This window comes from Curtobacterium aurantiacum (assembly GCF_018598555.1).
Taxonomy (GTDB): Bacteria; Actinomycetota; Actinomycetes; order Actinomycetales; family Microbacteriaceae; genus Curtobacterium; species Curtobacterium aurantiacum.
In genome coordinates this window covers 320,920-343,602 of the sequence record NZ_JAHEWN010000001.1, presented here as the reverse complement: position 1 = coordinate 343,602, position 22,683 = coordinate 320,920, and the positions used below count along the sequence as shown (strand labels likewise).

Genomic DNA, 22,683 nt, shown 5'->3' with positions numbered 1-22,683 from the left:
CTGGGCGAACTCCACAAGACTTCTTGTGCATGTAGGGTCGCACCATGACCCAAGGACGGATCGACGACCCCGCCCAGATGCGCGCCCTCGCTCACCCGACGCGCCTGCGCATCCTCGGCCTGTTGCGGGCGAACGGCCCGCAGACCGCCGCGACGATCGGCGGGGTGATCGACGAGGCGCCCGGCACGATCAGCTACCACTGCACCCGACTGGCCGCCGCGGGCTTCATCGAACCCGCTCCCGACGCGGGCACGGACCGCCGTGAGCGCTGGTGGCGAGCCGCACACGACGCCTCCGTGTGGGAGCTCGCCGACGCGCTCGACGACCCGGAGCGGTTGCTCGCCACGAACGCCCTCGACCACGCGGTCGCCCGCGTGTACGCCGCGAACTACGAGGCCTTCGTCGACCTCGCGCCGACGCTCGGACGCGAGTGGGTGTCGGCGTCCTCGAGCTCGGACCGCGTGCTCCGCCTGACGGCAGCCGAACTCCAGGACATGGGCGAGGAACTCCGCGGCGTCGTGGACCGCTGGGCCGGTGTCGCTGCCGAGCACCACGCCGGGGACGGCTCTGAGCAGGTCTTCGTGCTGAACCAGGCATACCGATGGCCGCGCGCCTGAGCCCCCGCGCGCAACTGCGCGCACTGCTCGCGGTGCAGGTGGTGTCGCGCATCGGGAACGTCGTCACCACCATCACCGTGCCGTTCGCCGTCCTCGCGCGTGGCGGCTCCGCCACCGACGTCGGCATCGCCGCGTTCATGGCAACGGTGCCGATCGTGCTCGGCGGCCCGTTCGGTGGTGCCATCGTGGAGCGGGTCGGGTTCGTCCGCTCGAGTGTCGCGTCCGACGTCGTCAGCGGGCTCACCCTGCTCGCGATGCCGGTGCTCACCTGGACCGTCGGTCTGCCGTTCTGGGCGCTCCTCGCACTCGTGTTCGTCAGCGGGCTGTTCGACACCCCGGGTGAGTCCGCCCGACGGGTGCTCCTGCCGGGGCTCGCGACCGCGGCAGGCGTGCCGCTCGAACGTGCCGTCGGCCACTTCGAGGCGTCGTCACGGCTGTCGGTGCTGCTCGGTGCGCCCCTCGGCGGGACCCTGGTCGCCGTCCTCGGTCCGATGCCGGGTCTCGCCTGCGTGGCGATCGCCTTCGGGGCAGCCGCACTGCTCATGGCGCTGACGGTCCGCGGTGCGGTGGCGCCGGTGGTCGCGTCCGGCGAGCCCGTGGAGTCGCGGGGGTACTGGCGCGACATCGCCGACGGGTTCCGGTTCTGCGTCCGCGATCCCCTGTTCCGGCTCGTGGTCGCGCTGGTGCTCGTGACGAACCTGCTCGACGCCGCACGCTCGACCACGCTCCTGCCGCTCTACGCCGACCAGCAGCTCGGCGGCGCGCAGGCGCTCGGGCTCGTCACCGGCGTCTTCGGGGGTGCGGCGTTCCTCGGCTCCGTCGCCTTCGGGTACGTGGCGCACCGCGTGCCGCGACGGTTGGTCTTCGCCCTGTGCTTCGTGCTCGCCGGCGGGCCGTCACTGGTCGTTCCGGCCCTCGGGCTTGGCCTGCCGTGGATGCTCGCGTCCGCCGCGCTCTCCGGGCTCGCGGCCGGTTCGATCAACCCGATCCTCGGAGCCGTCGAGCTCGAGCGGATCCCGGAGCACATGCGCGCGCGGGTGTTCGGTCTGCTCGGTGCCGGCGCATGGGCGGGCATCCCCGTCGGCGGCCTGCTCGCCGGGCTCGCTGCCGACGGCGTGGGGGTCGAGGCCACCTTCGCCGTCGTCGCGGTCGTGTACACGGTCGTGACGCTCACGCCGCTGCTCGGAGGATCGTGGCGGCTGATGGAACGCCGCTCGGTCACGGTGTCGGCGGCTTGACGTCCGGTGGTCCGCCCGGGCCGCCGCCTAGGCTGCGAACGTGACCAGGCAGCGGACGAACACCCGACGAGCGATCGTCGTGACCGTTCTGATCGTGGGCGCCGCGGCCGTCCTGTTCATCGGTCTGCGCGCCGCACTGCTGTTCGCGGGGGCGACGGAAGGCGACGTGCCGACGTCGTCGTCGATCCCCCTGCCGGCCGGGAGCAGGGTAGTTCACGAGGACGAGGAGTGCGCATCCGGTGGATGCTGGTCGGTCGTGTCCGTGCAGCCGCCGACGGGGGTGAGCCCGTCCGAACTGTCGACGACGTTGGGCACCGAGCCGTTCGCGAGGCTGCCCGGGACCCTGTGGGATCCCCGTGTCGTCAACCTGACGTCAGAAGTCCAGGGAGACCTCCTCGTGATCCAGGCGGACTACTGGTCCCGCGAGCCCTCTCCCTGACGCCCGGAAGACCACCCGAGGCGGCCGTGCCTGGAGGCACGGTGCCAGCTGACACCGCGCCTCCCGTCCGCCCTGTGGTCGCGTCGACGACGCGTCAGGCTTCCCAGGGCCAGTAGGTCTGGCAGGTCTCGGGGCCGCCGTTCGTCGAGCCGCAGACCTCCACCGGCCCCCAGATGCTGAGGACGACCCACGCGACCTGCAGCACCAACATGCTCAAGCCGACGATGAACAGGGCACGGACGCGTCGACGATCGTCACGGACACCGGTCAGCAGCGAGCCGAAGGCGGCGAGCAGCCCGCCTGCCGGGACCACGAGTCCGAGGACGACGGTCACCGTCATCAGGAGCGCGAATTCGCCTCGGGTCGCGCCGAAGCGTCGCCCAGCGTGCGGTGCAGTCACGGTCGTGAGCCTATTGGCCCTCGGGCGACGCCGATGCGCCCACTTCGGGCGGGCCGCCGACCGCGGCTCAGCCGCCGCCGTGCTCCCGACGGCGCACGCGCAGCGTTCCGATCCCCTGAACGATGCAGAGGACGCCGCTCGCGACGACGATGACCGCGATCAGGATCCGAGCGGCGGAGACCCCACCCAGCAGCAGCGGGGCGACCGCGACACCGATGAAGATCACACCCATCACGATGACGACGACCGGGTTCTGGGCGACGAAGAACCGACGTCCTCCGTTCGCCTCGGCGAGCGCGCGGTCTCGAGCACGCGGGACGGCGTCCGGTGAGCGATCGGCGCGGCGATCTGCGCGCCGTCGCCGGCCGCGCAGGACCAACCAGACTGCGGCGCCGATGACGACGGCCGCTCCGATGGCGATCCACTCCACGACCTGGAAGAACCCGAGGATGAACACCAGGGCGAAGCCGACCCCGACACCCGCGAACATGTCCGTGGTCATCCGGTCGGTCCGGCCGTCGACACTCGTCACGTAGCCGGGGCGGCGTTCGTACGGATCGTGCTCGTCCACGGCCGGTCCGTCGGCTCGTTCGGTTCCCATGCTCCGAACGTACCGACGGTGCGGCGGGTCCGCCCGCGGGTCCGCCCGGGTCAGCCGACCCGTTCCGCCGGCTGCTCGGCCCGGGCTCCGTGTGCCGGACGCCGCTCCCGCACGATCGCCACGGCCTGGCGGAGCGACAGTCCCGGCAGGTAGGTGCGGACGATGGCGACGCCGATCGTGGGCAGCGCCACCGGGTCCGGGTACGCCATCACCAGCGGGTGCAGGTCGGGCCCGAACTTCGCCTTGAAGCGCAGCAGGGAACGGAACCCGTAGACCGGTTCGAGCGCACCGCCGACGACGTCGAGGACCGACTCGACGCCGCTCCGACCGGCACCCTGCGGTTCGGCCGAGGACGCGAGGGGTGCCGCGGACAGGCTGAGCCGCTCGGCACCGTCGGTGCGCATCCGGTCGACCGCACTCGCGACCAGGAACTCCATCACACCGTTCGGGGCGTCCGGGGCGCGGCGCATCACGTCGAGCGTCCACCCGACCACCTGCCCGGCGCGGTAGGCGGGCAGCCAGCTGGTGACGGCGAGCACGTCGCCGTCCGAGCCCAGGGCGACGAGCGTGCGGACGGCGGGGTCGCGCATCTCGTCGATCCCGCCCAGGGTGAACCCCATCTCCGGCAGTTCGCGCTCGGCGACCCACTCCTCCGAGATCGCCTCGATCTGGCGGGTGACCGATCCGGGCAGCGAGGCCCAGTCCGACCAGAGCGCGGTGGTGCCGGAGCGGGCCGCCTTGTTGACGGCCGTGCGGACGTCCTGCTTGCGCTTGCCCGTGGTCGTCCAGGTCCGCGGGTCGAGGTCGGCGTCCTCGGCCACGGGGAGCGTCGTCCAACCGAGCCGGGCGAGCGCAGCGCCGAGGGTGGCATCGATGCCGTAGAAGACGGGCGTCCAGCCGTGGTCGTCCGCGGCCCGTGCGAAGCCCTCGAGTGCCGCCAGCCGCGCGTCCTCGTGTCCGAAGGGTCCGCCGGTCGTCACGGCGACGCTGCCGGTGCGGTGGTAGGCGACACCGGCGCGGCCGTCCTCGGTGAACCAGTACTCGTTGCCGGGCCAGGTCGTCATCCAGCCGAAGGTGTCACCGCCACCGGCGATCAGGAGTGCCCGAGCCGTTGCCCGGGCTGTGTCCTGGCCGTCGAGGTCGGTGTCCGAGCGTCCCGCCCCGGTCGGGCGGACCGCGGCGATCGCCACCGCGAGCCACAGGAGCGGGCCCGAGATGCCCACGACGAACCGCAACGCCGGCTCGGCTTGCGCCAGGTGCGTGGGCAGGGTCACGGGGGCGATCGGACCGAGCACGGCGAGCGCCAGGTGGAGGGGTTCGCGCACGCTGTCGCCCGACGCCGCGGCGACACCGACGACGACGACCGCGAGCGCCACGGCCGAGCCCGCGACCGTGAGGACGAAGGTCAGCAGACGGCGCCGGTCGGTCCGGACCGGGAAGTCCGCGCGCCGCAGGACGAGCACGACGGCGGTCGCGATCGGCACCAGCACCGAGGCGGCGATCGAGAGCGACACCGCGAGGTGGTCCGACGCCAGACGCTGCACGACGGCGTGGTGCCGCTCGGGCAGGACACCGAAGGAGACAGCGGTGGCGACACCGGTGACCAGGTCGACCGTCACGACGAGCCACAGCGCGAACCGGCTGCCGCGTCGGAGTCCCACCGCGCCGACGGCCAGGACCACGAGCGGCATCACCGCCAGCAGCGACTGCACCGGACCGTGCGGGTGCACCGCGGCGAGCGCCCGGACGCAGCTGGCGGTCACCCCGGTCACCGAGCAGTGCGGCATCCGCCCGGTCGGGCCGGTGCCGAGCACGACGGCGAGCGGGGCGAGCAGCCCGAACCGTGCGCCGGTCACCAGCGCCAGGACGGGGCCGACCGCCGACACCGTCACCGCGGCGACCAGCAGGACCCGGGTCTCGCGTGAGGAACTCCGGGTCCAGCCGCTCCGCACCGGCGACCGCCGCAGCATGCGTCCGAGCACCAGGCCGACGAGCAGGGCGAGCGCCGCGTGCAGGTCGGACGCGTGCCCGGAGTAGAGCAGCAGCGCCGCGACGACCGCGATCGACACGACCCGGATCCGGCGTCGCCACAGGGCGCCGGCGAAGGCGCTCGCGGTCACGATGGTGCCGACGATCCAGGTCCACGGGCCGAGGTGCCCGAGGTGCACGAGGAAGCCGCGGCTCGCGGGGGCACCGTCGAACAGCTGCAGCACGGCGCCGAGACCGGTCCCCACGACGGTCGTGACGACCATCGCGAGCAGGGTGCGCCGCCAGCCGAGCAGCCGCTCGGACGCCCCGGTGCAGACCACGACGGCGACGGAGGTGACGAGGAACCCGATGACGCTGCTCGTCACCGCGACCACGCCGAGCGGCCCCATCGTCCCGCCCAGGGTGTCGGGTGTCCGGCCGTCGTGCGCGCCGATGCAGCGGAGCACCACGGCGGCGATGCCGGCGACGATCGTCAGGGCCGAGACGACACTCGTCAGCGGGTACCGACGGACTGCCGGCACGAGCCGTCTCGGGTGGGTCCACCCGAGGGCCGCGACCACCGCGCTCACCGGAGGCCCAGGTGCGCGATGAGACCGGGCATCCCGACGCGCAGGGCGTACCGGACGGTGTTCCAGTCGTGGGCGGAGCCCTCGGACACGAACAGTCGTGTGCGCATGCCCGCGGCGTCGGCAGCCGCACGGAGCATCGTGGTCGAGGCGACGTACGGCTTGTCCTCGCTGCCGTACGCGAACACCGTGAGGTGCCCGGGGTACCGCCCGTGTGCCCGCATGATCGCCCGCGGTGCCGCTGCGGCGTACCGGGAGGCCGAGCCGCCGAAGCCGTACTGGATGCTGTGCTGCGCGTCGCCGTTCAGGGGTGCGAGCTCACTCGAGATGGCGAAGGTCGTGCCGAACACGTCGGGGTGTGCGGCGGAGAACTGCATGGCGCAGGTGGCTCCCTGCGAGAACCCGATGATGCCCCAGGCCGAGGGCGCCGGTCCGACGCGGAGGTGCTGCCGGACCCAGTTCGTCGTGTCGGTCATGACGTACGTCGCGGAGCGGCCGAGAGGCGAGTCGACGCACATCGGGTTCCGGTCCGGTGCACCGAGTTGGTCGGGCGCGACGACGATCGGGGCGAGGCCGTGGTGGGCGTCGGCGAAGGCGTCCATCACCGCGCCGAGCCGACCGGCCTGGAACATGTCGCTCGGCTGCCCGGGTTGCCCGGCCAGGCTGATCACGACCGGCAGGGTCGGTGGCCGCTCGGTCAGGGCGGCCGGCGGCAGGTACACCACCGCCGGCCGTGCGTGGAAATGGGAGACGGTCGACGGGATGGTGACCGAGAGCACCTTCCCGCGTCGCGGCATGTCGGCGGGCGCCCGCCAGGTGGCCGGGTCGACCACCGGACTGGAGGCGCGCCCCACCCCCGTCTCGTGTCCCAGCGGACCCGACGGGTACGGATCGGTCGTCACGGCCTGCTCGATGGTGCGGTACGCCCCGAAGTCGACGTTGACGCCGAGGACGGCGGCCATGGCCACCGCCATCGCCGCGAGCACGCCGAGCACGCGGCGGAGCCAGCCACCCTGGACGACCGTGACGACGAGGAGCCCGACACCGCCGAAGGCAAGGGCCACCCACATCCGGGTGATCGGGGTGAACGACACCCCGTACGGGTCCTGCACGTCCCCGAACCACCACACCGCGACCAGGCCGATCACCGCACCGACAGCAACGGCGCCGAGCCGCCAGACCAGGCCCCGGACCGGACGGCGGGAGCGACGACCGAACGCCGGCAGGAGCGCGGCGACGGTGAGGAGCCCGGCGGCGACGTCGACCGGGACGAGCACGGACGGTGCGACGACGGCGACGTGGAACAGGGGTCGGAGCAGATCGTGGAACATGGGGCCTCCCGGCGGACGGTGCAATCGTGGCGGCGGCCCGCTGCGAACGGGGCACCGAGGCGCTTCCGGTTCGCACAGTTCCCACCTGTGCGGCTCCCAGACGGCACTCGACCGACGCGCAGCGAAGCGTCCGGTGCGGCGCCCCCGCCGGACCGCTCGGTGGCGCGCACCTAGGGTGAACGGGTGACGCACGACGGATCGGTACGGGCTGCACTCGCGGCGGTCGCAGCGGACGGCTGGGGTGACGGTGGGCCGCTCGTCGAACCCGGCAGCACGGCCTCACCCCGACGGGCAGCGGTCCTGATGCTCTTCGGCGCGCTCGACCACACCCCGAGCGACCGACCGGCGGCTGCGCCCGGGGTCCCCCGCGACCTCGACGTCCTGCTCCTCGCCCGGGCCACTACCCTGCGCGCGCACGCCGGCGAGGTCGCGTTCCCCGGTGGACGCATCGACCCCGGCGACGCGGACGCCGTCGCCGCCGCACTCCGCGAGGCGCAGGAGGAGACCGGTCTCGACCCCGCCGGCGTCGACGTGCTCGGCGCCCTGCCCGCCGTGCCCCTGGCGTTCTCGAACCACCTGGTCCGGCCCGTCATCGGCTGGTGGCGCGACCCCTCACCGATCCGTGTCGTCGACGAGCACGAGTCGGCGGCGGTGTTCCGGGTGCCGGTGGCGGACCTGCTCGACCCGGCGAACCGCGGCGTGACCGTGATCCGCCGCAGTGGTCAGGAGTGGCGCGGGCCGGCGTTCACGATCGAGGCCGACGGCGACGAGCACCTGGTGTGGGGCTTCACCGCAATGCTGCTGGATGCACTGTTCGACCGACTCGGCTGGACGGAACCGTGGGACCGCCAACGGGAGATCCCACTGCCGAGCTGATGCGCCGGGTTCGCGTCAGAGCCCGTTCGCCCGGCGACGGAGCTCCTCGCGCACGACCTCGGCCTTCGCGAGCGCGCGGGGCGTCGTGATCACCGAGAACAGCAGGAACCCCACGAAGAACGCCACCCCGAACCACCACCAGGGCGTCGAGGTCAGGGCGAGCACGAGCGCGAGCACGACCATCACCCCGAAGACGACCGGCCCGAACCACAGGCTCCACCGCAACTGTCGGTGGTGCTCCTCGACCGTGGCGGACCATGTGGCGAGATCAGCGTCATCGGGCACCTCGCCGCGCTTCAGACCGCGCTGCACGTCCGTCAACTGCGTCGCGCCGCCGGCTCGCCGACGAGCCCGGCTGATCCAGACGCCGAAGAACGCCGTCATGCCGCCAGCGTAGAAGACCGTACCGATCGCGCGCCAGAGCAGGGGCATGTCACGAGGGAAGACGAACAGCCCGATCACGAACCACAGCCCGCCCGCGAACAGGAAGAGCACCGGCAACACCACGGGCATCGGGAGGGCTCGGAGACGGTGCACGACAAGATCCTGTCAGATCTGCAACTACCCGGTGCGCCGTGCGGTCATGATGCGAGCACGGGCCGGACCGCGAAGGACAGCGGGTCGGCCCGCACCGCGTCGACCGCGTGGGCCACGGCCCCGATGACGACGACGTCGGCGCCGAGCGACGACGCGACGAGTTCGGGGACCGGGTCGAAGTGCCCCTTCGCGAGCAGGTCGCGCGCGCGGTCGATGACGGCGACCGCGGGCTGTGCGATCGCGCCGGCGACCACCACGCGGTCGATGTCGAGCAGGCTCGCGAGCATGATGCAGACACGGGCCAGGCGGTCGCCCAGGCGGTCGACGATGGTGCGCGCGACCGGATCACCGCTCCGTGCGGCCGCGAACACCAGGGCGGCGTCGGCGGCGAGCGCGGCGCCTCTGGGGATGTGCCCGGCGGCGACGGCGTCGGCGACGAACGTGCGGGCGACGGCGCCGATGCCGTCGGACGACCCGACGCCCTCGACGAGCTCGAGCACTCGCATCTCCCCGGCACCACCGTGGGCACCGCGCAGCAGGACCCCGTCGACGACGAGGCCCGCGCCGAAGCGTTCGCCGGACAGCAGCGCCGCGAACGAGGCGTCACCGGAGGACGGCCGCTCGGCGAGCGCCGCGAGGTTCGCGTCGTTCTCGACCAGCACACGCCCGTGCGGGACGGCATCGGCGAACCCCGGGTTCATCCGGACCCAGAAGCCGCCGTCGTCGGGCGAGGCACCGGCGGCGTCGACCGGTGCCGGGATGCCCACGACCGTGACCAGGACCCGTTCGCGGTCGACGGCGGCCGAGGCGAGCGCGGCGGCCACGGTGTCGGCGAGGACCCCGAGTCGCACGGGCACGTCGAGGCCCGACTCACCGAGCGCCCCCTCGGCACGACCGAGCACCGTGCCGCGCAGGTCGGCGACGAAGGCCGTGACCCGGTGCTGGCCGGCGTCCACGCCGACGACGACCCCGGCGACCGTGTCGAGCTCGTAACGGCGTGCGGGGCGTCCCATCCGGTACTCCCCCGCGGCGCGGGCGTCGTCGAGCTCGCGGAGCCAGCCGAGCCGCACGAGTTCCTCGGCCGCACCCAGCACGGTCGACCGGGTCAGCCCGGTGGCGTCGATCGCCTCGGTCGCGGTGAACGCCGACGAGTCGAAGGCGTAAGCGAGCAGCGTCTCTGCGCTCGTTCCACGGGGTGGCGGCATGCCGTGACCCTATCGCGCGACGAGTTCCTTGCGGAATTAGATTTTCTCGCTAGATTTAGTTGCGCGGGTGGCATCGGAGCCACGCGCGGGACGGAACGGCAGGGACGCCGGGTCCGGACGGACGGAGACGACGTGCAAGCACACGCCACCGCCAGGAACACAGCTTCGGTCAGCCGACGCGGGTTCCTGCTCGGAGCGGGCGGTATCGGAGCGGGCCTCGCGCTCGCCGGGTGCGCCCCGATCGGGTCCTCGAGCGCCAAGCCGGAGACCATCACGTTCTACGTGTCGAAGCCCGAGGTCATCGGCTACTTCGACGACGTCATCGCGCAGTTCCACCAGACCCAGTCGAAGGTCCGGGTCGTCCGCGACTCGACCTCGAGCATGTCCGCGAACTTCGTGCGGAACCGGCCGCCGGACCTCGGCTGCTGGAACTACAACTTCTCGGTCGTGCCGTTCGTCGAGCACGGTGCGCTGACCGACCTGTCCGACCTGCCGCAGGCCGACACCATCAACCCCGACCTGTGGCCGCTCATGGAGCAGACCGCGGACTACCCCGGCCGGAAGAGCGCCCTGCCGTACTCGGTGACCGCCGCCTCGGTGATCTACAACAAGGCGCTCTTCGCGGAGCAGGGGCTCGAGATCCCGACGACGTGGAGCGAGTTCGCCGACGTGTGCGAGCGCCTGACCAAGGCCGGCATCGCGCCGATCTACGGCACGTTCAAGGACAACTGGACGATCGCCCAGGGCATGTTCGACTACTCGATCGGCGGCATGATCGACACCCCGGCGACCTTCGAGGCACTCCGGCGCGAGGGCACGAACGTCGGCAAGGGATCGGCCGTGTCGTTCGAGCGCGACCTGCGGAAGCCGATGGAGCGCATGGTGCAGCTCCGGGCCTGGCACCAGGACGGTGCCGCGAGCCGCGGGTACGGCGACGGCAACCTCGCCTTCGCCCAGGGCAAGGCCGGCATGTACCTGCAGGGACCGTGGGCGCTCGGCGAGATCGCCAAGACCACGAAGGACATGGACCTCGGCACCTTCCCGCTGCCCGTCACCGACGACCCGGCCGACCGCAAGGTGCGCGTGAACGTCGACCTGGCCCTCTGGATCCCGGAGGCGTCGCGCAAGCAGGAGGCCGCCCGCGAGTTCCTGTCGTTCCTGATGTCGAAGCGGGTCAACGACCAGTACAACGCGGACAACAACGGCTTCGGCGTCCGGAAGGACGCTCCCCCGGCGTCGAACCCCGCCCTCCGTGGCATGCAGTCGTACTACGACGACGCAGCCTTCTACCTCGGCGCCTCGCAGCTCATCCCCGCCGAGATCCCGGTCGCGAACTACGCGCAGTCGATCGCCTTCGGCGGCGACCCGCAGCGCCAGCTCCGCACCCTCGACGCCGACTGGGCGCGTCTCGCGCTCCGCACGGCCGCGTAAGGAGACGTCCGAATGGCAACCACGACCACCGAATCCATCACGACGGCGGACCGCCGCCGCCGTGGCGGAACCGCCCCGGGCCTCCAGGCCGGACGACGGAAGGGACTGCCGGGCGGACGCCGCAAGCCCCGCGTCGACCCGCTCTTCCTGGCGTTCCTGCTGCCCACCCTGGTGCTCTTCACGCTCGCCATCACGCTGCCGGCGGTGATGGGCATCGTGCTGAGCTTCACGAACTCCGTCGGCTTCGGCGAGTTCCGCTTCACCGGGCTCACGAACTACATCGCGGTGTTCTCCGACCCCGCGATCCTGCAGGCGTACCTGTTCACGCTCGGGTTCTCGCTCGTCACCGTGATCGTCGTGAACGCGATCGCGTTCCTGCTCGCCATCGCGTTGACGTCGAAGATCCGCGGCAAGATCGCCCTCCGCGCGGTGTTCGTGCTGCCGATGGTGATCTCGGGGATCGTCATCGCCTACGTGTTCTCGTTCCTGTTCGCGAACAGCCTGCCGGCGTTCGCCACGGCGATCGGGTTCGGGCCGCTCGAGCAGAGCATCCTGGCGGACCCCGACCTGGCCTGGCTGGCGATCGTCATCGTCACCGCCTGGCAGGCGATCCCGTCGACGCTCCTCATCTACATCGCCGGCGTGCTCTCGATCCCCGGCGAGGTGTACGAGGCGGCGGCGCTCGACGGTGCCAGCGCCTGGCGACAGCTCGTCTCGATCACCGCACCGCTGACGGCGGGCTACATCCTGATCAACCTGGTCATCGGGTTCAAGAACTTCCTGAACTCGTACGACATCATCGTCGGCCTGACCGACGGCGGCCCCGGCACCTCGACCACCAGTGTCGCGATGTCGATCTTCAAGGGCTTCAACGGCGGCGACTACGCCTACCAGATGGCGAACGCCACGATCTTCTTCGTCATCGCGGTCGTCATCGCCGTGGTCCAGCTGCGGGCGACCCGCGGGAAGGCAGCGCTCTGATGTCCCTGCAAGCACCCCTGCGGCCGGGGACCACCGCGACCGGCAGCATCCGTTCCGTCGACGCCGACCGGTCCTCCGGCTCGGGCAAGGCCGGCCGCGGTCGTTCGAACTGGCCCGTCACCGTCGTCCTCGTGCTCTGCGCACTGTCGGTGCTCGTGCCGCTGTACGTCACCCTGACGATGGCGTTCAAGACCACGGGGCAGGCCGTCGACGGCAACGCGTTCTCGTTGCCGGCACCGTTCAGCGTCGACGGGTTCGTGCAGGCGTGGCAGCTGACCGACTTCCCACGGGCCTTCGCGGTCTCGGTGTTCGTCGCGGCGATCACCGTCGTCGGCACGATCCTGCTGTCCTCGTTCACGGCCTACGCGATCGCCCGGAACTGGGACCGCAAACTGTTCCGCTGGTCGTTCTTCTACCTGCTCGCCGCGATGTTCCTGCCGTTCCCGGTGCTCGCGCTGTCGCAGGTGAAACTCACCGGGCTCGCACACCTGGACAACCCGCTCGGCGTCGCGATCCTGCACGTCATGTTCCAGCTGTCCTTCAGCGTGCTGCTCTTCACGGCCTTCCTGCGCTCGATCCCGGCGGAGCTGGAGGAGAGTGCACGCATCGACGGTGCGAGCACGGGGCAGGTGTTCTGGCGACTCGTGTTCCCGCTGCTGGCACCGATGAGCGCCACCGTCGGCATCTTCGCGTTCCTCGCGTCCTGGAACGACTTCGTGATGCCGTCGCTGATCACCTCCGACCCGGCGCTGCAGACCCTGCCGGTGCTGCAGCAGATGTTCCAGACGCAGTTCAGCAACAACTACAACGTGTCGTTCGCCTCGTACCTGATGGCGATGGCCCCGGCGATCGTCGTCTACCTCGTCACCCAGCGGTGGGTGATGGCCGGCGTGACCCAGGGCGCCATCAAGTGACCGACACCGCCGGTGCAGGCCCGACCGAGATCGCCGGTGCAGGCCCGACCGAGATCGCCGGTGCAGGCCCGACCGACACCGGCGGTGCGGGCCCGACCGACACACACCCGACGAACCCGACGAACCCCCCGACCCACGAAAGGCCCGACGTGACCGACACCCTCGCCCAGTCAGCCACCACCACGAACGACGAGACCTGGTGGCGCCAGGCCAGCGTCTACCAGATCTACCCCCGCTCGTTCGCCGACGCGAACGGCGACGGCATCGGCGACCTGCCCGGCATCACCGAGCGGGTGCCGTACTTGGCATCGCTCGGCATCGAGGCCGTCTGGCTCAGCCCCTTCTACCCGTCCGCCCTGGCCGACGGCGGCTACGACGTCGACGACTACCGCGACGTGGACCCGCGCCTCGGCACCCTCGACGACTTCGACCGCATGGTCGAGGCACTGCACGCCGCCGGCATCCGGGTGATCGTCGACGTCGTCCCGAACCACACGAGCGACCGGCACGAGTGGTTCCGCGAGGCGCTCGCAGCACCCAAGGGCTCCCCCGCCCGCGACCGCTACGTGTTCCGCGACGGCACGGGGCCGTCCGGCGAGGAAGCCCCCGCCGACTGGATCTCGATCTTCGGCGGCCCGGCCTGGACCGCCGTCGGCGACGGCCAGTGGTACCTGCACAGCTTCGCGAAGGAGCAGCCCGACCTGAACTGGGCGAACCGCGAGGTCCGCGACGACTTCCTGCACACCCTGCGCTTCTGGTCCGACCGCGGCGTCGACGGGTTCCGCATCGACGTGGCCCACGGCCTGGCGAAGGACCTGGGCGAGACCCTGCCCACCTGGGCCGAGCTCGCCGAGCTGCCGAAGGACGGCACGCACCCGCTCTGGGACCGCGACGACGTGCACGAGATCTACGCCGAGTGGCGGACGGTCTTCAACGAGTTCACCCCGGCCCGCACCGCGGTCGCCGAGGCCTGGGTCCCCGCCCACCGCCGCGCCCGCTACGCCAGCGCCGAGGGGCTCGGTCAGGCGTTCAACTTCGACCTGCTCGAGGCCGACTTCGACGCCGCCCAGTTCCGCACGATCATCGAGTTCAACCTCGGGCTCGCCGAGCAGTCCGGCTCGTCGACCACGTGGGTGTTCTCGAACCACGACGTCGTCCGGCACGCGACCCGCTACGCCCTGCCGCCCCGCGCCGGCGGCACCGACAAGCAGGGCAGCGCCTGGCTGCTCGCCGGCGGTTCGCAGGACGCGCTCGACCGGTCGCTCGGCCTGCGTCGCGCGCAGGCCGCCACGCTGCTCGAGCTCGCCCTGCCCGGCTCCGCGTACCTGTACCAGGGCGAGGAGCTCGGCCTGCACGAGGTCGGCGACATCCCGGACGCCGACCGCCAGGACCCGGCCTTCTTCCGCAACCCGGGAGTCGACGTCGGTCGTGACGGCTGCCGCGTGCCGATCCCGTGGACCCGCTCCGGCCCGTCGTTCGGGTTCGGTCCGGACGGCTCGCACCTGCCGCAGCCGGCGTGGTTCGCGGACTCCAGCGTCGAGGCCGAGGACACCGACCCCGACTCCACCCTGAACCTGTACCGGAAGGCGCTCGGCCTGCGCGGCCAGCTGCAGTCGGAGGAGCAGCTCGAGTGGATCGAGACCGGCCGCGACGACGTGCTCGCGTTCCGTCGGCCGAACGGCTGGACGAGCGTGACCGTGTTCGGCGACGAGCCGTTCACCCTGCCGGCAGGCGAGCTGCTGCTCGCCTCGGCCCCCGTGGTCGACGGCGCCCTGACGGGCGTGGGGACGGCCTGGTTGCGTTCCTGACGCGACCCGCGCCCTGGGCGCGACCGGATGACGGACGGGAGGCGCGGTGCCAGCCGGCACCGCGCCTCCCGTCCGCCTGTCGGGGCGTACCTGGGCGAAACGGGCGTACCCGGCGGAAACGGGCGTACTGAGTCGAACGTTCCGACCAGGTACGCCCGTTTCCGCAACCCATCGCGGCCGTTCTGGGAAGAAACCACCGGTAGGGTCGCCGCATGAGCGGGGCGAGCATCGGCGTGCAGGACTTCGTGATGCGGTTCGGGGACCGCAACGTGGTCGACGGACTGTCGTTCGACGTCGCTCCCGGTGAGACGTTCGGGCTGCTCGGCAGCAACGGCTCCGGCAAGACCACGACCATCCGGGCCCTGCTCGGCATCACCACGCCGACGTCGGGGACCCTGACGATCGACGGCCGCCCCTACCGGCCGGCCACCGGCGGCATCGGCTACCTGCCCGAAGAGCGCGGGCTGTACCGCAAGGAGTCCGTCATCGACGTGATGACCTACTTCGGGCGCCTGCGCGGGCTCCGCGGCGCCGAGGCGACCGCGTGGAGCATGGACTACCTGGCGCGCGTGGGCCTTGCCGACCGTGCGAAGCTGCGCGTCGACAAGCTCTCCGGCGGGCAGCAGCAGAAGGTGCAGCTCGGCATCACGATCATGGACCGGCCCCGGCTGCTCATCCTCGACGAACCGACGAAGGGGCTCGACCCGGTCAACCGGCGGCTCCTGCTCGACCTGGTCGACGAGCGGAAGACCGACGGCGCCACCGTGGTCCTCGTGACGCACCACATGGACGAGGTCGAGCGGCTCTGCGACCGCATCCTGCTGCTCAAGGACGGCCGGGCCGCCGCGTACGGCTCGGTGCCCGACGTGCAGGACGCCTTCGGCGGTGCCGTCGCCCGCGTGGGGCTCGACGGCCCCGTGCCGCGGTCACAGCTGTACCGGCTCGCCCGGCACGAGGGGCACGTCGCGTACCTCGTGCCGACCCAGGCCGCCGCTCCGGACGGCGCGGACATCCTGGCAGGACTCATCGCGGCCGGGGTGCACGTCACCGCGTTCGAGATGCGCCGGATCCCGCTCGACGAGATCTTCGTGCAGGTGTACGGGCACGACGCCCTGGCCGCTGCGTCCGCCGACGGAGCCGCCGCGTGAGCAACCTCGGCACCGTCGTGCGCTTCGAGTTCGTCCGGGCGGTGAAGAAGCCCGCGTTCTGGATCGGCACCCTCGCGCTGCCGGTGGTCATCGTGGTCGTGTCGCTGCTCGTCGGCATCGGTCAGGCGGCCGGCACGAACTCCGTGGTGTCCGGGTCGTCGGCCACGAAGACCCCGTTCCACTACGTCGACGAGTCCGGCCTGGTGTCCGAGTCCGTCGCCGCGAAGTGGGGCGGGACGCCGTCGACCGACGCCGCGGCGGACCGGGCCGCTGTGCGCTCCGGTGACCTCGACGCCTTCATCGTGTTCCCGTCGTCGCCGTCCACCACCGCGATCCGCGTCGACGCCGCCGACCGGGGGCTGTTCGCCAACGGGGTGTACTCGTCGCTCGCCGAGCGGGTGCTCGAGCAGAGCGTCGCCGCGTCGGTGGACGACCGCGAGACCGTCGAGCTGCTGCGCAGTCCGCCCGCCACCGACGTCACCACCTACGCGGACGGCCGGGTCGCGCCCGGCTGGTTGTCCGTCGTGCCGCCGTTCCTGTTCGTGGCGGCGTTCTTCGGGCTCGTGATCCTGCTCGCCGCGCGGATGGTCACCGTCGTGGTCGAGGAGAAGGAGAACCGGATCTCCGAGATGATCCTGACCACGGTCACCGCGGGCGACCTGATCCGCGGCAAGGTGATCGCGATGCTGCTCGTCGGCTTCGTGCAGGTCAGCGTGTTCGTCGTGCCCGGGTTGATCGGGCTGCTCGTCGCGCTGCCGCTGGTGTCGTCGCGGCTCGGCGGCCTGACCGTCGACCCGTGGCGGATGGTCACCGGGGCGCTGCTGCTCGTGGGCGGCGTACTGCTCGCTTCCGGGCTGTTCGTCGCCGTCGGGGCCGCTGTCCCGTCGATCAAGGACGCCTCGGCGCTGCAGTCGGCCGCGATCTTCGCGCTCATCATCCCGCTGTACGCGGCGTTCTTCGTGATGACGACACCGACCTCGCCCGTCGCGCAGTTCTTCACGTACTTCCCGACCTTCACGCCGATCACCGCGATGGTGCGGAACGCGGTCGGTGCCCTCACCGTGACGGAGTCGGTGGTCTGCATCGTCGAGGTGTTCGTCGTCGCCGGGCTGCTGCTGTGGTTCGCCGAGTACCTGTTCCGGCACTCGGTCGCGCAGTACGGGTCGAAGGTGACGGTGCGGCAGGTGCTGTCGTGGCGGCGGGGGCGGCGGGGCTGACGTCGGTCCGTCGCCGCCCGGGCGGGTCAGACGCGGACAGGTGCCTCGTCGAGGTCCCACGAGGGGACGGCGTGCCGCTTCCAGCCCTGGCGCAGGGTGTTCGCCGCCCGGTCGAACTCGACCAGGACGTCGATGTGCGGGCGGACGAGCATCTGGATCTGCAGCCCCTCGTACATCGCCAGCAGCTGGGTGGCGGCCTGGTAGGCCGGGATGCCCGCTTCTTCCGCGCCCTGGTCGAAGTCGCGCTGCAGGCCGACGGTCAGCTGCTCGGCGTACTCCTCGAAGCGCTTGCGGAACAGTTCGGCGAACCCGGAGTCCGAGCTCGCCACGGTGATGAGTCCCGCGAGCACCCGGACGAGGCCGGGATCGGCGACGTCCTCGGCGAGGGTCAGGCGGACGTGCGCGATCGTGCACGTCGGGGGGTTCCTGCGCCGCGTCCCCCGCAGCTGCGACCACCGGTCGTACGTGACGAGCAGCAGGCCGTCCCAGGTCGGGAACAGCCGCTCGACGGTCTCGAGCGGGATGCCCGCGACCTCGGCGATGACCGCGGCGTCGACGGCGTCGAACGGGTGCAGTCGGTAGGCCCGGATGGCCGCGCGCACCGTGCGTTCGGCGAGGGACTCGTCGTCCTCGGCGCGTTCGGCATGCAGCGGTTCCATCAGACCATCACAGCGCATCGCGGCGGGTTTGTCTCGTCCCAGACCGGGGGCCGTGCTCCTGCTCGGGTCAGCCCGTGGCGCGATCGGTCGGCCCCGGCTGCGCCGGCCGGTCAGCCGACGGTGATCGGCGCCGCCGGCGGACGGACCCGCTGGCGCATCCACACGAAGAACCCGGTCAGGGTGAACACCCCGTAGAAGACGTACATCAGGCCGGACGCGTAGTACCCCGCCGAGAACAGCAGCGGGACACCGACCAGGTCGACCGCCACCCAGACGAGCCAGAACTCGACCCACCCCTTCGCCATGCCGTAGGTGGCGAGGAGTGAGCCGACGAAGATCCAGGCGTCGCTCCACACCGGCTCGTAGGACCCGAGGGCTCGGAAGACGGGGGTCAGCAGGGCGGTGCCGCCGACCAGGCCGACGACGAGCAGCAGACGGGTCCGCCAGGAGGCCCAGTGCGGGTCGATCACGGTCGTCGCGTCCTCGGGGCGGTGCGTCCACCGGTACCAGCCGTAGATGCTCACGATGATGAACATCACCTGACGGCCGGCCTGTCCGAGCAGGTTGACCGGGTTCGGGGTGTCGAACAGCGCCCCCATGAAGACGGTGAAGAGCAACGCGTTGCCGATCAGTCCGACCGGCCAGGCCCACACCTTGCGGCGCATGCCACCGAGGGCGCTGAGCAGCCCGAAGACGTTGCCGATCACCTCGCGCCAGAGCACCGTCTGGTCGCCGATGACGATCTGCGCGTCGAACAACCAGCGCACGATGTCCATGGGCCCTCCTCGTTTCCGGACGGTGCAACGGCGAGCGGCGTACTCACATTCCTTGCGATTGCGCCATGTTTTCGTACAGTGGGCACCCAGAAACTGGGGTACAAAACGTGTCCTCCTTGTCGGGGACTCAAATGCCCCCCGTTCTGGGGCCTTGGTGAACGATCGTTCTCGCTTGTCCGCACTTTGGGGGACGAGTACCGTCGTCACCAGAGCGAGTCCAGCCCGCCCGAGCAGCAGCACATGCGCTCCGAGGCCCGGCGACCGTTCTCGGCACCGGTCAGCCGCGACCCCCTCCAACCACTGGGTCGATGACAACCTCCCCACCGGAACGACGCCCGAATGTCACCGGTGGGCTTCAGCGTGCCCGGGCACGCAGGAACGGATCCACCCCTCATGCACAAGATCGTCACCGGTGCCATCGCCGGCGCAGCAGGCGTCGCCCTCCTCCTCGGCGGTGCCGGCACGTTCGCCCTCTGGAACGCCAGCGCCTCGAGCGCCGCGTCCTCCGTGAACGCCGGCACGCTGACGCTGAGCGCCAACAACGACGGTGCCTGGACGGACATCACGAACGGTCGTTCCACCGCGATCGACCCGACGAAGGCCCTGATGGTCCCGGGCAACACGTTCCAGTTCACGCAGACGCTGAACATCGGCGCGACCGGCCAGGACCTCAAGGCGAACCTGACCTACGCCAACCAGAGCATCACCGGCGACGCCGCGCTGCTCGCCGCCACGACGAAGACGCTGGCCGTGACCTCGTCGAGCGCCTCGGTCGTGCAGTCCTCGTCGAACGCGAACACCTTCGTGGTCTCGCCGTCCGCGTCGACCTCGACGGTCAAGGTCGTCTTCACCGTGACGCTCCCCGCCTCGGCGACCACCGGCCAGGGCGGCTCGATCAACCTGAGCGCGCTCGCCTTCACGCTCACCCAGACCGCGATCGGTTCCTGATCCCCCGATCGCACCCCACCGACCACGACGACCAGGAGCAGCCACATGACCGCCACACCACGGACGACGGGACGCCACCGCGCAGCCCGACGGCACCGTTGGGTGTGGCCGGTCGCGCTCGCCCTGGTCGTCGCGGTCGGCACGGCGCTCCTCGGCACCGGCGGCACGTACGCGCTGTGGAACGGGACCGCCAGCACCTCGGGCACCGCCGTGCACTCGGCCACGGCGACCATCACGGTCGGCAGCACGACGGCGATGAACACCGCGGTCCTCGGGCCCGGCACGAGCACCACCGGCACCTTCACGGTACGGAACACCGGATCGATCCCCCTGTCGATGCGCGTCGCGACGACGTCCGCGAAGTCGTCCGTCGCGGCGGCGACCGGTGAGCTGACGCTGCACCTCGCGATGGTGTCGTCGACCGCGAAGTGCGTCCCCGGGCTCACCGGCACGAGCGGTCGGCTCGCCGCCTTCGACACCGGCACCGGTTCGTTCACCCTGCCGGCGGGAACCAGCGGGATCGGGTGCCTCGAGATGGCACTCGACGCCGACGCCCCGCAGTCCGTCGCGGGCGCCACCACCGACCTCACCCTCACCGTCACCGGAACGCAGGTCTCCGCATGAACCGCCGCCTCCGACTCCTCGTCGCCGCGCTCCTCACCGCCGTGCTCGTCGGTGGCACCTCGAGTGCCGCGTGGGCGGTGTGGAGCTCGGCCAGCACCACCGCCGCGAGCACCACGATCGGGAAGGTCGCCGCGTCGATCAGCGGCACGAGCGCACTCACCACGGCGTTCTCGGCGAGCGTCACCTCGACGACGAAGCCGATCACGCTGACCGACTCCGGCACCCTCGGCGGCAGCGCCACAACCACGGTCTCCGTCGTCTCCGGCAGCTCGGCCGCACTCGCGAAGGCCGTCACCGTCGTCGCCTGGCCGGTCACCTCGGCCGCTGCCTGCACCACGAGCACGGCCGTCGGCAGCGGGTCGGTCACCGGCAGCTGGGCGTCGTTGCCGAGCATGACCGCGAAGCTCGCCGCTGGCGCCTCCGCCGTCTGGTGCACCCGCAGCACCCTGCAGTCGTCCGCCCCGGCCGGTTCGACCGCCAAGGTGAACGTCAACCTCACGGTCACGAGCGGGACCTGGACCTCCGGTGTCGTGACGGGCGGCTTCACCCTGACCACCCCGGCGGCGACGGTCGACGCCACCCCGTCGCTCGTCTGCACGGACCACGGCGGCTGGTACGTCGAAGTGCGGTGGGACGCCGCGAACCGCCCGATGGACACCTGGTACGGGGCCTACGTCGGTTCGACCCCCGTCGGGCACAAGGCGCAGGACTACTCGGCGTTCATCACCATCGCGCCGCCGGACATCCCCACGAGCGCCGGCACCGCCGGCACGCTGACCGTCACCGTCAAGGTGCTCGACAGCGCCGGCAACCCCACGACCACCGTCGCGGGCACCGGCAAGGTGACGCTCTTCACCCAGGACAACGGGGCGGCGATCCGATGCGGCGTCTGAGCCCCAGGGCACCCAGGACCGGGTGGCGTGCGGTCGTCCACGCGATCGCGTTCGGGGTCAGCACCGGACTGCTGCTCATCGTCGCGGGCCTCGCCGTCGTGCTGATCGTCGTGCCGAAGGCCACGGGCTCGATGCCGCTCACGGTCCTGACGCGGTCGATGGAGCCGACGCTGCCCCCCGGCACCCTGCTCGTGGTCCGTCCGACCCCGGTCGAGGACATCCGGGTCGGCGACGTCGTGACCTACCAGATCGTGTCCGGGCAGCCCGCGGTCGTCAGTCACCGGGTGGTCTCGGTGGCCTCGTCGTCGGACGGCGAGCGGACCTTCGTGCTCAAGGGCGACAACAACGCCGAGGCCGACCCGGCACCGGTCACCGCCGTGCAGATCCGTGGCGTGGTCTGGTACTCCGTGCCGGAGATCGGCATCGTCAACCAGGTCGTCAACGGGTCGCGGAGCTGGCTCATCCCCGCGGTCGCCGGCGTTCTCCTGACGTACGGCGCGGTCATGATGACCGCCGGCTTCGTCAGCACGGCCCGTCGTCGCCGTGCCGGCACCGTCCGCGGACGCCGCAGCGCAGCGCACCACGTCGAACGGACCACCACCGAGACCACGACCACCACCCGGTCTAGGCTCGGTGGACGTGACGGACGGAGTGCAGCGGGCGCGGGAGCTCCTCGACGCAGCGGCCCGACGGCTCCGCGCCGCGGACGTCCCCGACGAAGCACTCGGCGAGTACGTGCAGCCGAAGGCCGTCCTCGGGATCCGTCGTGACCCGACGATGCGGCCACTCGGCCGGGTGTGGCGGGTCGGCGCGCTCCTGATCGGGGCGTCCCCCGAGACAGCCGGCCGCGTCTGGGCCACCGGGTCGATCACCCGCGTCACCGAACCGGGGCGGTCGCAGTACCAGTCGGTCTCCGCCGAGGTCCGTCGCGCCTACCGTGCCGCCGCCGCGAAGGGCCACTTCACCGCCGGGGACACGGTCAACCACGGTGCCGTCGCCATCCCCGTCGACGACACCCTCGTCGGTGCCGAGGGTGTGCTCGTCGTCGCCGACGACGTGCCGCTCGTCCGCTGGTCCCCCGCCGCTGGCGCCGCAGTCCCCCTCGCCGACTACCTGGACGACCGCGTCGGACTGCTCGTGGAGCCCCCGGGCGGCGCGACCGACTGACGCGTCCACGCCCGTCGCACGGTGCGGGGTTCGTCGTGCGGTGCCGGTTCGTCGCGCATGCGCACCGTGCAGCGGCGGCGACTCCGTGCGCGTTCCCGCTCCCGGTGCGAGCTCGTGCCCAGAGCCACGGAACCGCACCGTGCCGGATCGCCCGACCCGTGCGAGCTTGCCCGCCCCGTGCCCCGCCACGACCCCGCACCGAGCCACCTCCACCGCGCCGACCCACGAACCCCGCACCGTGCGGCTCCGGGCGAGCCCCCACTGACGCGGCCACGAAGTCGCACGGTGCTGGGTTCGTCCGTGCGATGCCGGTTCGTC

General features: G+C 71.7%; 23 protein-coding genes. 15 read left to right on the top strand and 8 right to left on the bottom strand.

Features of this window, described 5'->3' with window-relative positions; genetic code table 11:
* Positions 1–44 precede the first annotated feature (44 nt).
* Genes KK087_RS01615 through KK087_RS01605 form a run of 3 tightly spaced genes read left to right on the top strand, consistent with a single transcriptional unit; the run spans position 45 to position 2,294 of the window.
* Complete coding sequence (locus tag KK087_RS01615) at positions 45–617, top strand: ArsR/SmtB family transcription factor (RefSeq protein ID WP_214563980.1); 573 nt, start codon at positions 45–47, stop codon at positions 615–617.
* A complete protein-coding gene (locus KK087_RS01610) occupies positions 602–1,855 on the top strand; it encodes an MFS transporter (RefSeq protein ID WP_214563979.1) in 1,254 nt (417 codons plus the stop codon). The genes KK087_RS01615 and KK087_RS01610 overlap by 16 nt, the downstream gene beginning before the upstream one ends.
* 40 nt (positions 1,856–1,895) lie before the next feature.
* Positions 1,896–2,294 (top strand): hypothetical protein, encoded by a 399-nt coding sequence (locus KK087_RS01605; RefSeq protein WP_214563978.1) that lies wholly within the window; start codon positions 1,896–1,898, stop codon positions 2,292–2,294.
* A 94-nt stretch (positions 2,295–2,388) separates the two neighbouring features.
* On the opposite strand, the gene KK087_RS01600 is transcribed toward KK087_RS01605, so the two are convergent.
* From KK087_RS01600 to KK087_RS01585, 4 genes are all read right to left on the bottom strand, one after another.
* Positions 2,389–2,694, bottom strand: a complete 306-nt coding sequence (locus KK087_RS01600; protein ID WP_146247822.1) for a hypothetical protein — start codon at positions 2,692–2,694, stop codon at positions 2,389–2,391.
* Positions 2,695–2,761: 67 nt separating this feature from the next.
* Positions 2,762–3,295 carry a hypothetical protein gene (locus KK087_RS01595; protein ID WP_214563977.1) on the bottom strand — a complete coding sequence of 178 codons (534 nt, stop codon included), beginning with the start codon at positions 3,293–3,295 and terminating at the stop codon, positions 2,762–2,764.
* A 50-nt stretch (positions 3,296–3,345) separates the two neighbouring features.
* Positions 3,346–5,853, bottom strand: a complete 2,508-nt coding sequence (locus KK087_RS17595; RefSeq protein WP_214563976.1) for an MprF family protein — start codon at positions 5,851–5,853, stop codon at positions 3,346–3,348.
* Positions 5,850–7,181, bottom strand: a complete 1,332-nt coding sequence (locus KK087_RS01585; protein ID WP_214563975.1) for an alpha/beta hydrolase — start codon at positions 7,179–7,181, stop codon at positions 5,850–5,852. The genes KK087_RS17595 and KK087_RS01585 overlap by 4 nt, the downstream gene beginning before the upstream one ends.
* Before the next feature lie 183 nt (positions 7,182–7,364).
* Here KK087_RS01585 and KK087_RS01580 point away from each other — a divergent pair, with 183 nt between their 5' ends.
* Complete coding sequence (locus tag KK087_RS01580) at positions 7,365–8,057, top strand: NUDIX hydrolase (RefSeq protein WP_307859919.1); 693 nt, start codon at positions 7,365–7,367, stop codon at positions 8,055–8,057.
* A gap of 15 nt (positions 8,058–8,072) precedes the next feature.
* Here the strand turns inward: KK087_RS01580 and KK087_RS01575 are convergent, their stop codons facing one another.
* Together KK087_RS01575 and KK087_RS01570 are read right to left on the bottom strand one after the other, a co-directional pair.
* Positions 8,073–8,594, bottom strand: coding sequence for a hypothetical protein (locus KK087_RS01575; protein WP_214563974.1), 522 nt, complete (start codon positions 8,592–8,594; stop codon positions 8,073–8,075).
* Between the two features lie 44 nt (positions 8,595–8,638).
* Positions 8,639–9,799, bottom strand: coding sequence for an ROK family protein (locus tag KK087_RS01570; protein ID WP_214563973.1), 1,161 nt, complete (start codon positions 9,797–9,799; stop codon positions 8,639–8,641).
* 132 nt (positions 9,800–9,931) lie between these two features.
* On the opposite strand from KK087_RS01570, the gene KK087_RS01565 reads away from it, so the two are divergent.
* From KK087_RS01565 to KK087_RS01540, 6 genes are all read left to right on the top strand, one after another.
* On the top strand, positions 9,932–11,230 hold the full coding sequence (locus tag KK087_RS01565) for an ABC transporter substrate-binding protein (RefSeq protein ID WP_214564031.1): 1,299 nt from the start codon (positions 9,932–9,934) through the stop codon (positions 11,228–11,230).
* Between the two features lie 12 nt (positions 11,231–11,242).
* A complete protein-coding gene (locus KK087_RS01560; protein WP_214563972.1) occupies positions 11,243–12,211 on the top strand; it encodes a carbohydrate ABC transporter permease in 969 nt (322 codons plus the stop codon).
* The gene (locus KK087_RS01555) at positions 12,211–13,125 is read left to right on the top strand and encodes a carbohydrate ABC transporter permease (protein ID WP_214563971.1); all 915 of its coding nucleotides are present in this window, start codon (positions 12,211–12,213) and stop codon (positions 13,123–13,125) included. The genes KK087_RS01560 and KK087_RS01555 overlap by 1 nt, the downstream gene beginning before the upstream one ends.
* Positions 13,126–13,274: 149 nt before the next feature.
* The gene (locus KK087_RS01550; RefSeq protein WP_214564030.1) at positions 13,275–14,933 is read left to right on the top strand and encodes a glycoside hydrolase family 13 protein; all 1,659 of its coding nucleotides are present in this window, start codon (positions 13,275–13,277) and stop codon (positions 14,931–14,933) included.
* Positions 14,934–15,145: 212 nt separating this feature from the next.
* The gene (locus KK087_RS01545) at positions 15,146–16,081 is read left to right on the top strand and encodes an ABC transporter ATP-binding protein (protein ID WP_214530951.1); all 936 of its coding nucleotides are present in this window, start codon (positions 15,146–15,148) and stop codon (positions 16,079–16,081) included.
* On the top strand, positions 16,078–17,298 hold the full coding sequence (locus KK087_RS01540; RefSeq protein ID WP_214563970.1) for an ABC transporter permease: 1,221 nt from the start codon (positions 16,078–16,080) through the stop codon (positions 17,296–17,298). Before KK087_RS01545 ends, KK087_RS01540 begins: the two co-directional genes overlap by 4 nt.
* A gap of 26 nt (positions 17,299–17,324) precedes the next feature.
* Here the strand turns inward: KK087_RS01540 and KK087_RS01535 are convergent, their stop codons facing one another.
* Positions 17,325–17,957, bottom strand: coding sequence for a TetR/AcrR family transcriptional regulator (locus KK087_RS01535; RefSeq protein WP_214530948.1), 633 nt, complete (start codon positions 17,955–17,957; stop codon positions 17,325–17,327).
* 110 nt (positions 17,958–18,067) lie between these two features.
* Positions 18,068–18,733, bottom strand: a complete 666-nt coding sequence (gene pnuC / locus KK087_RS01530; RefSeq protein ID WP_214530946.1) for a nicotinamide riboside transporter PnuC — start codon at positions 18,731–18,733, stop codon at positions 18,068–18,070.
* Positions 18,734–19,126: 393 nt separating this feature from the next.
* Here pnuC and KK087_RS01525 point away from each other — a divergent pair, with 393 nt between their 5' ends.
* The 5 genes from KK087_RS01525 to KK087_RS01505 are packed head-to-tail and all read left to right on the top strand — an operon-like array spanning position 19,127 to position 22,365.
* Entirely contained in the window at positions 19,127–19,681 is a 555-nt protein-coding gene (locus KK087_RS01525) for an alternate-type signal peptide domain-containing protein (RefSeq protein ID WP_214530944.1), read from the top strand.
* 45 nt (positions 19,682–19,726) lie between these two features.
* A complete protein-coding gene (locus KK087_RS01520) occupies positions 19,727–20,305 on the top strand; it encodes a TasA family protein (RefSeq protein ID WP_214543972.1) in 579 nt (192 codons plus the stop codon).
* Positions 20,302–21,198, top strand: coding sequence for a hypothetical protein (locus KK087_RS01515; RefSeq protein WP_214530940.1), 897 nt, complete (start codon positions 20,302–20,304; stop codon positions 21,196–21,198). The genes KK087_RS01520 and KK087_RS01515 overlap by 4 nt, the downstream gene beginning before the upstream one ends.
* Complete coding sequence (locus KK087_RS01510) at positions 21,186–21,968, top strand: signal peptidase I (protein WP_214530938.1); 783 nt, start codon at positions 21,186–21,188, stop codon at positions 21,966–21,968. Before KK087_RS01515 ends, KK087_RS01510 begins: the two co-directional genes overlap by 13 nt.
* A complete protein-coding gene (locus KK087_RS01505; RefSeq protein ID WP_214564038.1) occupies positions 21,934–22,365 on the top strand; it encodes a hypothetical protein in 432 nt (143 codons plus the stop codon). The genes KK087_RS01510 and KK087_RS01505 overlap by 35 nt, the downstream gene beginning before the upstream one ends.
* Positions 22,366–22,683: the final 318 nt, after the last annotated feature.

Excerpts from the sequence above, each read along its gene's own strand:
- KK087_RS01615 (WP_214563980.1), top strand. The coding sequence starts at position 45 with ATGACCCAAGGACGGATCGACGACCCCGCCCAGATGCGCGCCCTCGCT.
- KK087_RS01610 (WP_214563979.1), top strand. The coding sequence starts at position 602 with ATGGCCGCGCGCCTGAGCCCCCGCGCGCAACTGCGCGCACTGCTCGCG.
- KK087_RS01595 (WP_214563977.1), bottom strand. The coding sequence starts at position 3,295 with ATGGGAACCGAACGAGCCGACGGACCGGCCGTGGACGAGCACGATCCG.
- KK087_RS01585 (WP_214563975.1), bottom strand. The coding sequence starts at position 7,181 with ATGTTCCACGATCTGCTCCGACCCCTGTTCCACGTCGCCGTCGTCGCA.
- KK087_RS01570 (WP_214563973.1), bottom strand. The coding sequence starts at position 9,799 with ATGCCGCCACCCCGTGGAACGAGCGCAGAGACGCTGCTCGCTTACGCC.
- KK087_RS01560 (WP_214563972.1), top strand. The coding sequence starts at position 11,243 with ATGGCAACCACGACCACCGAATCCATCACGACGGCGGACCGCCGCCGC.
- KK087_RS01555 (WP_214563971.1), top strand. The coding sequence starts at position 12,211 with ATGTCCCTGCAAGCACCCCTGCGGCCGGGGACCACCGCGACCGGCAGC.
- KK087_RS01545 (WP_214530951.1), top strand. The coding sequence starts at position 15,146 with ATGAGCGGGGCGAGCATCGGCGTGCAGGACTTCGTGATGCGGTTCGGG.
- KK087_RS01535 (WP_214530948.1), bottom strand. The coding sequence starts at position 17,957 with ATGGAACCGCTGCATGCCGAACGCGCCGAGGACGACGAGTCCCTCGCC.
- pnuC (WP_214530946.1), bottom strand. The coding sequence starts at position 18,733 with ATGGACATCGTGCGCTGGTTGTTCGACGCGCAGATCGTCATCGGCGAC.
- KK087_RS01525 (WP_214530944.1), top strand. The coding sequence starts at position 19,127 with ATGCACAAGATCGTCACCGGTGCCATCGCCGGCGCAGCAGGCGTCGCC.
- KK087_RS01520 (WP_214543972.1), top strand. The coding sequence starts at position 19,727 with ATGACCGCCACACCACGGACGACGGGACGCCACCGCGCAGCCCGACGG.
- KK087_RS01515 (WP_214530940.1), top strand. The coding sequence starts at position 20,302 with ATGAACCGCCGCCTCCGACTCCTCGTCGCCGCGCTCCTCACCGCCGTG.
- KK087_RS01510 (WP_214530938.1), top strand. The coding sequence starts at position 21,186 with ATGCGGCGTCTGAGCCCCAGGGCACCCAGGACCGGGTGGCGTGCGGTC.